Below are 11,958 nucleotides of genomic sequence, written 5' to 3' on the forward strand. Positions count from 1 at the left end.
CCCTCAGGTCTTCACCGGCGGCGCGCCGGACACGTCCCGCCCGGTGGTGATGGCCTCCCACACGCGGTCCGGCAGCAGCGGCATGTCGATGTTGCGGACACCGGTGTCCGACAGCGCGTCCAGCACCGCGTTGACGAACGCGGCGGGCCCGCCGACGGCCGCGCACTCGCCGACGCCCTTGGCGCCGATCGGGTGGTGCGGGCACGGCGTGACGACCTCGTGCAGCTCGAAACCCGGTGTCTCCCAGGCGGTCGGCAGCAGGTAGTCCAGGTAGTTCGAGCCGACGCAGTTGCCCTCGGCGTCGAACGTCATGAACTGCATGTTCGACATCGCGTACGCCTCGGTCAGACCGCCGGTGATCTGCCCCTCGACGATCATCGGGTTGATCCGCACGCCGCAGTCGTCCACGGCCACGACCCTCAGCACGTCCCAGACGCCGGTCTCCGGGTCGACCTCCACGATCACGAGGTAGCAGGCGAACGGCCACGTCAGGTTCGGCGGGTCGTAGTAGGCGTTGTTCTCCAGCCCCGGTTCCAGACCGTCGGGCATGTTGCCGTACGCGGCCATCGCGCACTCCTGGATCGTCACGCCCCGGTTCGGCGCGCTGCGCACGAAGAACCGGCCCAGTTCCCACTCGACGTCCTCTTCGGACACCTCGAGCAGGTGCGCGGCGAGTTTCCGGGCCTTGGCACGGATCTTGCGCGACACCATGCTGACCGCCGCGCCCGCCACGGGCGTGGACCGCGACGCGTAGGTGCCCATGCCGAACGGCGCGGTGTCGGTGTCGCCCTCCTCGACGACGACGTCCGCGGCGGGGATGCCCAGCTCGTGGCTGACGATCTGCGCCCACGTCGTCTCGTGGCCCTGCCCCTGCGACTTGGCCCCGGTGCGGAGGATCGCCTTGCCGGTCGGGTGCACGCGCAGCTCGGCGGAGTCGAACATCTTGATGCCGAGGATGTCGTACTCGCGGCTGTTCCCGGCGCCCAGCGGCTCGGTCATGGTGGAGATGCCGATGCCCAGCCGCCTGCCCCGCAGCCGCGCTTCCTCCTTGTCCTTCAGGAAGTCCTCGTACCCGATCGCGTCGAGGCCGAGGTCGAGGCACCTGCGGTACTGCCCGGAGTCGGTCAGGAACCCGAACGGCGTGCGGTACGGGAACTGGTCGTCGCGCACCAGGTTGACCCGGCGGAACTCGGCGGGGTCCATCCCGAGGTCGGCCGCCGCGGCGGCGATGATCCGCTCCTGGAAGAACATCGCCTCCGTGACGCGGAACGAGCACCGGTACGCGACCCCGCCGGGCGCCTTGTTCGTGTACGCGCCGCGCGCGGTGATGTGCCCGACGGGGATGTCGTAGCAGGCGAACGCCGAGTGCACGAGACCGATCTTGAACTTGCTCGGCTGCGCGTCGGAGAAGAACGCGCCCTGGTCGGTGTCCGCGTGGAACCGCAGCGCGAGGATCCGGCCGTCCTCGCGCAGCGCCAGCTCGCCGTCGAAGTACATGTCGCGCGCGAACCCGGTCGAGATCAGGTTCCCGGACTTGTCCTCGGTCCACTTCACCGGTTTGCCGAGCAGGATCGAGCAGAGGATGGAGCACACGTAGCCGGGGTACACCGGCACCTTGTTGCCGAAGCCGCCGCCGATGTCCGGCGAGACGATCCGGATCAGGTGCTCGGGCAGCTCCGCGACCAGCGCCACGGCGGCGCGGATGATGTGCGGCGCCTGCGACGTCATGTAGACGGTCAGCTTCCCGGTCGCCGGGTCGTAGTTCGCGATCGAGCCGCAGCACTCGATCGGCGACGGGTGCGACCGCGGGTAGTGCAGCTTCAGCCGGGTCACCTTGTCCGCACGGGCGAACGCGCGGTCGGTGCCCGCCTTGTCGCCCACCTCCCACCGGTAGCAGACGTTGTCGGTCTGGCCCTCCTTGTCGTCGCGGATCAGCGGCGCGTCCGGGGCGAGCGCCTGCGTCGGGTTGACGATCGCGGGAAGCTGCTCGTACTCGACGACGATGGCCTCGCAGCCGTCCTTCGCGGTGTACGGGTCGTCGGCCACGACGCAGGCGACCTCCTGGCCCTGGAAGCGGACCTTGTCCGTGGCGAGCACGGCCTGGGTGTCGTAGGACAGCGTCGGCATCCACGCGAGGTTGCGCTGCGCGGCCATCTCGCCGGTCAGCACCAGCCGGACTCCGGGGATCGCCCACGCCGCGCTGGTGTCGATGGACTTGATCCGCGCGTGCGCGACCGGGCTGCGCAGGACCTCCATGTGCAGCATGCCGGGCAGCTTGATGTCGTCGGTGTAGTTGCCGCAACCGCGGATGAACCGCGCGTCCTCGACCCGCCTGCGGCTGGCGCCGAGCCCGCCGATCCCGATCTCGTCGACCCGCGTCACCGCACACCTCCGGTCCCGGCAGGCCGGAGCTTGGCGGCGGCCCACAGGACTGCCTTGACGATGTTCTGGTACCCCGTGCAGCGGCACAGGTTCCCCGACAGGGCCCAGCGGACCTCTTCCTCGGTGGGCTCGGGGTTGCGCTCCAGCAGCGCCAGCGCGCTCATCATCATCCCCGGCGTGCAGAAGCCGCACTGGAGCCCGTGCTCCTCCTGGAAGCCCTCCTGCACCGGGTGGAGTTCACTCGCCCGCGTCAGGCCCTCGACCGTGCGCACCTCGTGGCCGTCGGCCTGGACGGCGAGCATCGTGCACGACTTCACCGCGCTGCCATCGACGAGCACGGTGCACGCGCCGCAACTCGTGGTGTCGCAACCGATGTGCGTTCCGGTCAGCCCCAGGCCCTCGCGGAGCAGGTGGGCGAGCAGCACCCTCGGCTCCAGTTCGACGGCGCGGGCCTCGCCGTTGACCGTGATCGTCACCTGTCGCTTGAACACACCGACTCCTCCCTGCCGATCACGCCGCGACCGCCGGGCGCGGGTGGAGCGCGCGTTCCACGAACGTGCGCACGACGTGGCGCTTGTAGGCCTCGCTGCCCCGGTGGTCGGTGCGCGGCTTCGCCGCCTCGGCCGCGAGCCGTGCCGACTCGGCGATGGTCGCCCGGTCGAGCGTGCTGCCGACGAGCACGCGCTCGGCGTCGACGGCCTTGATGTTGTTGGCCCCGACCCCGGTCAGCGCGATGCCCGCGCGGGTGACCGTGCCGTCGGAGGTCTCCACCGCGACGGCGACGCCGACGGTCGCGAAGTCGCCGACCCGTCGCTCCAGCTTCAGGTACCGGCCCAGCGGAACACCCCGCGGCACCGGGACCCTGGCCTCCACGGCGAGTTCGCCGGGCCTCAGCGCGTTCTGGAACGGCCCGGTCACGAACTCGGTCACCGGGATGACGCGCCGTCCGGCCGCGCTCACCGCGACGACCTCGCCGTCGAGCGCGAGCATCACCGACGCCCAGTCGCCCTGCGGGTCGGCGTGGCACAGCGATCCGACGAGCGTGCCGCGGTTGCGCACGATCGGGTCGGCGATCAACGGTGCCGCGGCGGCCATGGTCGGTCTGAGGTCGCCGAGCACGTCGGAGAACTCCAGGTCGACGTGCCTGCACAGCGCGCCGATCTCCAGCACGCCGGACGCGGCCTCGCGGTGGTAGCCCAGACCGGGGACGTTGTTGATGTCCACGAGCAGTTCCGGCGACGCGAAGCGGAGCTTCACCATCGGGATCAGGCTCTGGCCGCCCGCGAGGACCTTCGCCTCGTCGCCGTGCTCGGCCAGGAGCGCGAGCGCCTCGTCCAGGGAACGCGGTGCCTCGTAGCGGAACCGTGCGGGGTACATCGCGCTCCTCCTACAAGTTCGGGCGCGGCTCGACGACCGCGACGGGCAGCGACTCGTCGGACGGGTCGGGTCGGGGTTCCTGGTGCGGCGGCCACGGTCCCCGAACGGGCTGGCTCGCCACCTTCATCCACTCCACGACGGCGGGGAAGGCCCAAATGGTGGGGCTCCCACCGGTCTTCGGCGCACCCGCGAACAACTCGGCCATCCGCGGGTTGCCCTGGTGGTCACCGCTGGACTCGTGCCGCATCGGACCGCTCCCGTGCTCGACGCTGAGCTGACCTCCCGATCGTCGGGACGCGGATCACGCCCCGCAAGCGACGGGTAACCCATTGCTTAATGACGCCGGATCAGCTCCACAGGGTCACGTACACCGGCGGCCGGAACCGCGACGGCGGCACACCCGCGCCCGGCTCGCTCATCACGTGCAGCGCCTCCGCGGTCGAGAGGTAGTGGCGGAACGTCTCGGCCACGACCGACCGGCGCTCCGGCACCAGGGTGGTGAGGTACCAGGTCGACTCGGCCGGGGTCACGGCCGTGGGCACCACCCGCAGTTCACCCCGGCGCAGGCGGGCGGTGACCAGGTGGGCGGGCGCGATGGCGACGCCCGCGCCGTCCGCGGCGGCCGCCCACGCCGCCGTCTGGCCGGGGAACACCCGGATGCGCGACTCCGCGACGCGGAGCCTGCCGAGCAGCCTGCCGACGTCGCTGGACGGGTCCGCGCCGGACGAGTCGACCAGCCACGACCAGTCCCCCGGACCACCCGGCGGCTTGACTGCTCCCGCGACCACGACGAGGCGCGTGCGGAACACCGGTTCGCTGACCAGTTCGCCCGCCGGGTCCCTGGTGGAGACCAGGCGGGGCCCGAGGGCCACGTCGGCGAAGCGGTTCGCGAGCAGCACCGGCATCTCGTCGGAGGCGGCCATGCCGACCGTCACGTCGATGGCGCGGCCGGAGCGGTCGGCGAACGCGTTCACCAGCGGCGCGGCCACGACCTCCATGACCGTGCCGGACGTGACCACCCGCAACTGCCGGGGCGCGCCCTTGCCCACTCGCACGGCGGCTTCGGCGTCGGCGCCGAGCGCGACCATCTGCGAGGCGATCGGCAGCAGCCTCGCGCCCGCCGCGGTCAGCCGCATGCCGGACCCGGCGCGGCTCAGCAGCGGATCACCGAGCTGTTGGCGCAGCGACGCGAGCGCCTGGGAGACAGCGGGTTCGCTGACCCCCAGCGCCGTCGCCGCCGCCTTCACCGAACCGAGCTTGGCCACCAGCACGAACGTGCTCAACTGCGTGAGCGTCATGCGATCATTGTGTCCCCGGTCACTGTTAAGGGAATGCTTATCGCCCGATTGCCCGCGGACGACCGCGCCCGGCACCATGCGCTTGGGAGGGCTCGATGCAGGTACCCGCCTCGTTCCAATACCGGAAGGCGACGTCCGTCGCGCACGCCCTCTCGCTGCTCGCCGAGTACGGCCCCGAGGCCAGGGTCGTCGCGGGTGGCCACAGCCTGCTGCCGATGATGAAGCTGCGGCTCGCGCACCCCGAGGCCCTGGTCGACATCAACGACCTGGCCGAACTGGCGGAGATCCGCGTCGAGGGCGGCGCGCTGGTGATCGGCGCGCTGGTGCGGCACGCCGAACTGCTGTCGTCCGCCGTCGCCGGGCGGCACTTCCCGATCCTGCACGACGCCGAGCGCGTGATCGCGGACCCGATCGTGCGCAACCGCGGGACGGTCGGCGGCTCGCTGTGCCAGGCCGATCCGTCGGAGGACCTGTCGGCGGTGTTCGCGGCGCTGCGCGCCGAACTGGTGGTGCGGGGCCTCGACGGCGAGCGCGTGGTGGCCGCGCGGGACTTCTTCGTCGGCCCGTACGAGACGGTGCTCGCCGACGGTGAACTGCTGGTGGCGATCCGGGTGCCGATCCGGCCGTCGGTGAGCGCGTACGTCAAGGTCGACCGCAGGGCCGGGGACTGGGCGGTCGGCGCCGCCGCGGCCGTCCTGGAACTGGCGGGCGGGGTCGTCGCCGAGGTCGGGATCGGGCTGACCGCGCTCGGCGCGCGGAAGTTCGTGGCCGCCGAGGCCGAGGACCACCTGCGGGCCGGACCGCCCAGCGGCGAGCGGTTCGCCGAGGCGGCCCGGATCGCCGCCGCGCACTGCGCCCCGACGGCCGACCAGCGCGGGCCGGTGGACTACAAGCGCCACCTCGCCGGAGAACTGGTGGCCAGGGCGCTGCGCGGCGCGGTGGGGCGGGCCGCCTGATGCAGATCGCGGTGGTCGTCAACGGCGAGGAGCACGTGCGCGACGTCGAGCCGCGGCTGCTGCTCGTGCACTTCCTGCGCGAGGACCTGGGACTGACCGGCACGCACTGGGGCTGCGACACCTCCAACTGCGGCGTGTGCGTCGTGCACCTGGACGGCGTGCCGGTGAAGTCGTGCACGGTGCTCGCGGTGATGGCGGACGGGCGCGAGGTGCGCACGGTCGAAGGGCTGGCGCGCGGCGCGGACCTCGACCCGGTGCAGCGGGGCTTCATCGCCTGCCACGGCTTGCAGTGCGGCTTCTGCACGCCGGGGATGCTGATGACCGCCCGCTGGCTGCTCGACCACGACCCTGATCCGTCCACAGAGGACATCCGCGCGGCGCTGTCCGGGCAGCTCTGCCGGTGCACCGGTTACGAGAACATCGTCCGCTCGGTCCGATGGGCCGCCGAGAACGGGTCGGAGGCTGCCTCGTGACGAACACGCCGACGGGCTTCGGCCGGATGACGCGCAAGGAGGACGCGCGGTTCGTCCGCGGCCGGGGCACCTACGTGGACGACGTGCGCCTGCCGGGCACGTTGCACGCCGCCGTGCTGCGCAGTCCGCTGGCGCACGCCCGGATCACGGCGATCGACACCAGGGCGGCCGAGGCGCACCCGAAGGTCCGCGTGGTCATCACCGGCGCGGTCCTCGCCGACCGCGGCCTCGCCTGGATGCCGACGCTGTCCGGCGACGTGCAGGCCGTGCTGGCCACCGACAAGGTCCGGTTCCAGGGCCAGGAGGTCGCGTTCGTCATCGCGGACGACCCGTACTCCGCCCGTGACGCGCTCGCGCTGGTCGACGTCGACTACGACCCGCTGCCGCCCGTGGTCGACGCGCGCACGGCGCTCGACCCCGACGCGCCGGTGATCCGCGACGACCGGGAGGGCAGGCGGGACAACCACATCTTCGACTGGGAGGCGGGGGACGCCGCCGCGACCGACCGGGTGTTCGCGGGCGCCGCCGTCGTCGTGGCGCAGGACGTGCTGTACCCGAGGGTGCACCCGGCGCCGCTGGAGACGTGCGCGGTGATCGCCGACCACGACGTGGTCACCGGCAAGCTGACGGTGTGGGCGACCACCCAGGCGCCGCACGCGCACCGGACGCTCCTCGCGACCATCACGGGGATCCCGGAGCACCGGATCAGGGTCGTCTCGCCGGACGTCGGCGGCGGTTTCGGCAACAAGGTGCCGATCTACCCCGCGTACGTGTGCGCGGTCGCGGGCTCGATGCTCACCGGCAGGCCGGTGAAGTGGACCGAGGACCGCTCCGAGAACCTGATGGCCACGACGTTCGCCCGCGACTACCACATGCACGGGGAGATCGCGTCCACTGTGGACGGGAAGATCCTCGCGCTGCGCGTGCGGGTGCTGGCCGACCACGGCGCGTTCAACGGCACCGCTCAGCCGTCGAAGTACCCGGCGGGCTTCTTCCACATCGTCACCGGCTCCTACGACCTCGAAGCCGCGCACTGCTCCGTGACCGGGGTGTACACGAACAAGGCGCCCGGCGGGGTGGCCTACGCGTGCTCGTTTCGGGTGGCGGAGGCGTCGTTCCTGGTCGAGCGGCTGGTCGACCTGCTCGCGCTGGAACTGGACGTGGACCCGGCCGAGCTGCGGATGCGGAACCTGCTGAGGCCGGAGCAGTTCCCCTACACCTGCTCCACCGGCTGGGAGTACGACTCGGGCGACTACCCCCGCGCGCTGGCGCTGCTGCTGGAAACCGCGGGCTACCGGGAGTTGCGCGCCGAGCAGGCGCGGCGGCGCGAACTCGGTGAGCACCTGGGGATCGGCCTGAGCTTCTTCACCGAGGCGGTCGGCGCCGGGCCCCGCAAGCACATGGACATCGTCGGGCTCGGCATGGCCGACGGCGCCGAACTGCGGGTGCACCCGACCGGCAAGGCCGTGCTGCGGATCTCGGTGCAGAGCCAGGGGCAGGGCCACGAGACGACGTTCGCCCAGATCGTCGCCCACGAACTGGGGATCGGCCCGGACGACGTGGACGTGGTGCACGGCGACACCGACGCGACGCCGTTCGGCCTCGGCACCTACGGCTCCCGGTCGACCCCGGTGTCCGGCGCCGCCGCGTCGATGGCGGCGCGCAAGGTCCGCGAGCGGGCCAGGATCGTGGCCTCCGCGATGCTGGAGGTGAGCCCGGACGACCTGGAGTGGTCGCCGGGGCGGTGGTCGGTGCGCGGCGACCCGACCGCGGGTAAGTCGATCACCGAGATCGCCGCGGCGGCGCACTCCGACCTCGACCTGCCGGACGGTGTGGAGGGGCAGCTCGACGCGTCCTGCGTGTACAACCCGCCGAACCTGACGTTCCCGTTCGGCGCCTACCTGTGCGTGGTGGAGGTCGACCCCGGCACCGGCCAGGTGGTGGTGCGCAGGTTCGTCGCCGTGGACGACTGCGGCGTCCGCATCAACCCCTCCATCGTGGAGGGCCAGGTGCACGGCGGACTCGCGGACGGCATCGGTGTGGCGCTGATGGAACTGATCGCCTTCGACCCCGACGGCAACCACCTCGGCGGGTCGTTCATGGACTACCTGCTGCCCACGGCGGTGGACTGCCCGTCCTGGGAGCTGGCCGAGACCGTGACGCCGTCACCGCACCACCCGTTGGGCGCCAAGGGGATCGGCGAGTGCGCGACGGTCGGCTCCCCCGCCGCCGTGGTGAACGCCGTGATGGACGCGCTGCGCCCGTTCGGCGTGCGGCACGCCGACATGCCGTTGACGCCCGCCGCGGTGTGGCGGGCCATCCAGGGCAGGCCGCTGCGCGGCGACCTGGCGATCGACTGAGGAGGGCAGCCATGTCCGTGCTGACTCGGGTGGACGACCTGCGGTCCGGGCGCACCCCGTTCGTGCTGGCCACCGTGGTCCGAGCGGAGCGACCGACGAGCGCCAGGCCCGGCGACCGCGCGGTCGTGCTGCCCGACGGCTCGGTGGAGGGGTTCGTCGGCGGGACGTGCGCGGAGAGCACCGTGCGGACGTTGTGCCTGCGGCTGTTGGCGACCGGCGAGTCGACGCTGCTGCGGATCACCCCTACCGCGGACTCGGAGACGGTCGCCGAGGGCGTCGTGACGGTCGGCAACCCGTGCCTGTCCGGCGGGTCGCTGGACATCTTCCTGGAGACCGTGCTGCCACCGGTGCTCGTCCACGTGCACGGCGACGGCCCGGTGGCCAGGGCCCTCGTCGACGTCGGCCGCGCCATCGGCCACGATGTCCGCGAGGCCTCGCCGACGCCCCCGCACGACCTCGCGGTGCTGGTCGTCGCCTCCCACGGCCGGGACGAGGAACCGCTGCTCACGGCGGCGCTGCGCGCCGAGGTCCCCTACGTCGGCCTGATCGCGAGCCGACGACGCGGGCAGGCGGTGCTGGCGGCCCTCCCCGTGACCGACGCCCAGCGGGCACGGGTGCACACCCCGGCCGGTCTAGACATCGGCGCCCGCACCCCCGCGGAGGTCGCGCTGTCCGTATACGCCCAGGTGATCGCGGAACACGTGCGAGCACACGAGCCCGCCCCACCCCGAACGGCCGTCGACCCGGTGTGCGGCATGGCCGTCACGATCGACGAGTCCACAGCCTCCGTGGTGGACGACGGCACGACCCGCTACTTCTGCGGCCCCGGCTGCCGCCGCACCTACACCGACGACCCGAAGCGCCACCGCGCATGACCGACCTGGACGTCCCGACCCTGCGCGCGGCCCTGGACGCCGCGAACTACCTGGCCGACGACGCGCTGAGCACCGCACTCCTGCTCGCTGTCCGGATGGGCCAACCACTCCTGCTGGAAGGCGAACCCGGCGTCGGGAAGACTGCCGCCGCCCGCGCCCTGGCGACCGCGCTGGACACCACCCTGATCCGCCTCCAGTGCTACGAGGGCCTGTCCGCGGCGGAAGCGCTCTACGAGTGGAACTACCCGCGCCAACTCCTCGCGATCCGCCTGGCCGAATCCCGCGGCGACCCACTACACGACGCCGACCTCTTCACCGAGGACTACCTGCTGTCCCGCCCACTGCTGTCGGCGATCACCCACCCCGGCCCCCGCCCGGCCGTGCTCCTGATCGACGAGGTGGACCGCGCGGACGACGAGTTCGAGGCGTTCCTGCTGGAACTGCTCGCCGACGCCGCCGTCACCATTCCGGAACTGGGCACCAGAACCGCCACACTCACCCCGGTCGTGGTGCTGACGTCCAACCGCACCAGGGACCTGCACGACGCCCTCAAACGACGGTGCCTCTACCACTGGATCACCCACCCCGACACCACACGGGTAGCGGAGATCATCCGCCGCCGAGTACCCGCGGCCGCCGACTGGCTGGCACCCCGAGTGGCGACGGCCGTGTCCCGCCTGCGCCACGAGAACCTGGTGAAACCACCAGGCGTGGCCGAAGCGATCAGTTGGGCCACCGCACTACACGTACTGGGCTTCCCCGCCCTCAACGAACACTCCGCCAACGCCACCCTGGGCGCGGTCCTGAAGTACCCCGAAGACGTCGACACCGCACGCACCACAGGCCTGGCCACACTGGTACACACCGATGCCTGACCCACAGCACCGGCCAGCATCCACGCCCGCCATAGCCGGTCTGGCGACTTCCACACCTCACCTAGCCACTCAGGCCAACCCCATCCCTGACCTGGCCGCGCTGGTGTCCCGCTTCACCGACCTGCTGGCCCGAGCAGGCCTCCCGCTCGGCCCGGACCGAGCCGCCCGCTTCGCGACCGCCATCACCGTCCTCACCCCCACCACACTCGCCGACCTGCGCCGATGCGCACTGATCACCCTGACCAGCGACCCAACCCATGTGTCTATTGTGGACTCAGTGTTCACCACCGTCTTCGACGACCTGGCCGACCCCGCCGAAGAACGAGGACAACGCGGCACTCCCAACAACCCAGCCACACCACGAGCCACCTCCCCCACCTCCGCCCTCCCCGACGCAACCCCCGGAGCAGCAGGCACGACCATGGAGTTCGCCGCATCCGCCAGCGCGACGGAACGGTTGTCCAACAGGGACTTCGCCGACCTCACCCCCGCCGAACTGGCCACTCTGGTGGTAGCGATGCACCGCTTCGCACTCCGAACACCACCACGCCGAACCCGCAGACACCACACGGCCCGACGCGGTACCCGCACCGACCTGCGCCGCACGTTGTCCCAGGCCCGCAGAACCGCAGGCGAACCGGTGCACCTGATGCGCTCCACCCGCCGCGACCGACCACGAAAACTGGTCGTCCTGTGCGACATCTCCGGCTCGATGGCACCGTACGCACGCGCGATGCTGCAACTGCTGTACTGCGCAACAGGCGGCGCACGCGCAGAGGTGTTCACCTTCGCCACCCGCCTGACCAGACTCACCCGAGCCCTGACCCACCCCACCCCGTCAGCCGCCCTGGCACGAGCAGGCCGCACAGCACCCGACTGGTCCGGCGGCACCCGCATCGCCGCCGCCCTAGCCGCACTGGACCACAACGTGACCCGAGGCGCCGTGGTACTGATCATCTCCGACGGCTGGGAAACCGGCGACCCAACCGAACTGGCCACCCAAATGGCCCAACTCTCCCGCCTGGCACACCGCGTGGTGTGGGCAAACCCCCGCACCGCCCGCCCCTCGTACCGCCCACTGGCAGGCGGCATGGCAGCAGCGTGGCCCTACTGCGACGCCATCGTCAGCGCCCACAACCTGGACGCCTTGGACGACCTGATCGACGCCCTGGCCGGCCGACGAAGCCTCCGCGGAGCTGACCGCCAAACCAGCCAGTTCGGCAGCAGGCAGGTCGCAGGTGACCACCCACTTCACCCGCCCGTGGCAGGACGCGCCGGTGGCAGCTCACCTGCACCTTGAGCTGACGTCCGAAGAAAGCAGTGGTGCGAGCCCAACCGAACCCGCGGTGTTCGACTGGGCTC

The 11,958-nt window shown here is 71.7% G+C and carries 11 protein-coding genes; 6 read left to right on the forward strand and 5 right to left on the reverse strand.

Annotated features, from left to right (window positions below):
- Nucleotides 1–3 precede the first annotated feature (3 nt).
- The 5 genes from NZH93_RS16725 to NZH93_RS16745 form a co-directional block, all read right to left on the reverse strand.
- Nucleotides 4–2,382 (reverse strand): aerobic carbon-monoxide dehydrogenase large subunit, encoded by a 2,379-nt coding sequence (locus tag NZH93_RS16725; protein WP_259624015.1) that lies wholly within the window; start codon nucleotides 2,380–2,382, stop codon nucleotides 4–6.
- Nucleotides 2,379–2,873 carry a (2Fe-2S)-binding protein gene (locus NZH93_RS16730; protein ID WP_259624016.1) on the reverse strand — a complete coding sequence of 165 codons (495 nt, stop codon included), beginning with the start codon at nucleotides 2,871–2,873 and terminating at the stop codon, nucleotides 2,379–2,381. The genes NZH93_RS16725 and NZH93_RS16730 overlap by 4 nt, the downstream gene beginning before the upstream one ends.
- A gap of 19 nt (nucleotides 2,874–2,892) precedes the next feature.
- On the reverse strand, nucleotides 2,893–3,759 hold the full coding sequence (locus NZH93_RS16735; RefSeq protein WP_259624017.1) for an FAD binding domain-containing protein: 867 nt from the start codon (nucleotides 3,757–3,759) through the stop codon (nucleotides 2,893–2,895).
- A 10-nt stretch (nucleotides 3,760–3,769) separates the two neighbouring features.
- A complete protein-coding gene (locus NZH93_RS16740) occupies nucleotides 3,770–4,006 on the reverse strand; it encodes a hypothetical protein (RefSeq protein WP_259624018.1) in 237 nt (78 codons plus the stop codon).
- A 100-nt stretch (nucleotides 4,007–4,106) separates the two neighbouring features.
- Nucleotides 4,107–5,057: a LysR family transcriptional regulator gene (locus NZH93_RS16745; RefSeq protein ID WP_259624019.1), complete on the reverse strand. Its 951-nt coding sequence runs from the start codon at nucleotides 5,055–5,057 to the stop codon at nucleotides 4,107–4,109.
- A gap of 95 nt (nucleotides 5,058–5,152) precedes the next feature.
- On the opposite strand from NZH93_RS16745, the gene NZH93_RS16750 reads away from it, so the two are divergent.
- The 6 genes from NZH93_RS16750 (at nucleotide 5,153) to NZH93_RS16775 (ending at nucleotide 11,896) form a co-directional block, all read left to right on the forward strand.
- Nucleotides 5,153–6,013 carry an FAD binding domain-containing protein gene (locus NZH93_RS16750; RefSeq protein WP_259624020.1) on the forward strand — a complete coding sequence of 287 codons (861 nt, stop codon included), beginning with the start codon at nucleotides 5,153–5,155 and terminating at the stop codon, nucleotides 6,011–6,013.
- Complete coding sequence (locus tag NZH93_RS16755; protein WP_259624021.1) at nucleotides 6,013–6,486, forward strand: (2Fe-2S)-binding protein; 474 nt, start codon at nucleotides 6,013–6,015, stop codon at nucleotides 6,484–6,486. The genes NZH93_RS16750 and NZH93_RS16755 overlap by 1 nt, the downstream gene beginning before the upstream one ends.
- 26 nt (nucleotides 6,487–6,512) lie before the next feature.
- Complete coding sequence (locus NZH93_RS16760) at nucleotides 6,513–8,846, forward strand: aerobic carbon-monoxide dehydrogenase large subunit (protein ID WP_259624266.1); 2,334 nt, start codon at nucleotides 6,513–6,515, stop codon at nucleotides 8,844–8,846.
- 11 nt (nucleotides 8,847–8,857) lie between these two features.
- Entirely contained in the window at nucleotides 8,858–9,721 is an 864-nt protein-coding gene (locus tag NZH93_RS16765; protein WP_259624022.1) for an XdhC family protein, read from the forward strand.
- Nucleotides 9,718–10,596 carry an AAA family ATPase gene (locus NZH93_RS16770; protein WP_259624023.1) on the forward strand — a complete coding sequence of 293 codons (879 nt, stop codon included), beginning with the start codon at nucleotides 9,718–9,720 and terminating at the stop codon, nucleotides 10,594–10,596. The genes NZH93_RS16765 and NZH93_RS16770 overlap by 4 nt, the downstream gene beginning before the upstream one ends.
- 103 nt (nucleotides 10,597–10,699) lie before the next feature.
- The gene (locus tag NZH93_RS16775; protein WP_259624024.1) at nucleotides 10,700–11,896 is read left to right on the forward strand and encodes a vWA domain-containing protein; all 1,197 of its coding nucleotides are present in this window, start codon (nucleotides 10,700–10,702) and stop codon (nucleotides 11,894–11,896) included.
- Nucleotides 11,897–11,958: the final 62 nt, after the last annotated feature.

The organism is Umezawaea endophytica (assembly GCF_025061645.1).
In the GTDB taxonomy this organism is placed as follows: domain Bacteria; phylum Actinomycetota; class Actinomycetes; order Mycobacteriales; family Pseudonocardiaceae; genus Umezawaea; species Umezawaea endophytica.

What these genes read in the sequence shown, in the direction of transcription:
- NZH93_RS16735 (WP_259624017.1), bottom strand. Translation starts at nt 3,759, where the DNA reads ATGTACCCCGCACGGTTCCGCTACGAGGCACCGCGTTCCCTGGACGAG.
- NZH93_RS16740 (WP_259624018.1), bottom strand. Translation starts at nt 4,006, where the DNA reads ATGCGGCACGAGTCCAGCGGTGACCACCAGGGCAACCCGCGGATGGCC.
- NZH93_RS16745 (WP_259624019.1), bottom strand. Translation starts at nt 5,057, where the DNA reads ATGACGCTCACGCAGTTGAGCACGTTCGTGCTGGTGGCCAAGCTCGGT.
- NZH93_RS16750 (WP_259624020.1), top strand. Translation starts at nt 5,153, where the DNA reads ATGCAGGTACCCGCCTCGTTCCAATACCGGAAGGCGACGTCCGTCGCG.
- NZH93_RS16755 (WP_259624021.1), top strand. Translation starts at nt 6,013, where the DNA reads ATGCAGATCGCGGTGGTCGTCAACGGCGAGGAGCACGTGCGCGACGTC.
- NZH93_RS16760 (WP_259624266.1), top strand. Translation starts at nt 6,513, where the DNA reads ATGACGCGCAAGGAGGACGCGCGGTTCGTCCGCGGCCGGGGCACCTAC.
- NZH93_RS16765 (WP_259624022.1), top strand. Translation starts at nt 8,858, where the DNA reads ATGTCCGTGCTGACTCGGGTGGACGACCTGCGGTCCGGGCGCACCCCG.
- NZH93_RS16770 (WP_259624023.1), top strand. Translation starts at nt 9,718, where the DNA reads ATGACCGACCTGGACGTCCCGACCCTGCGCGCGGCCCTGGACGCCGCG.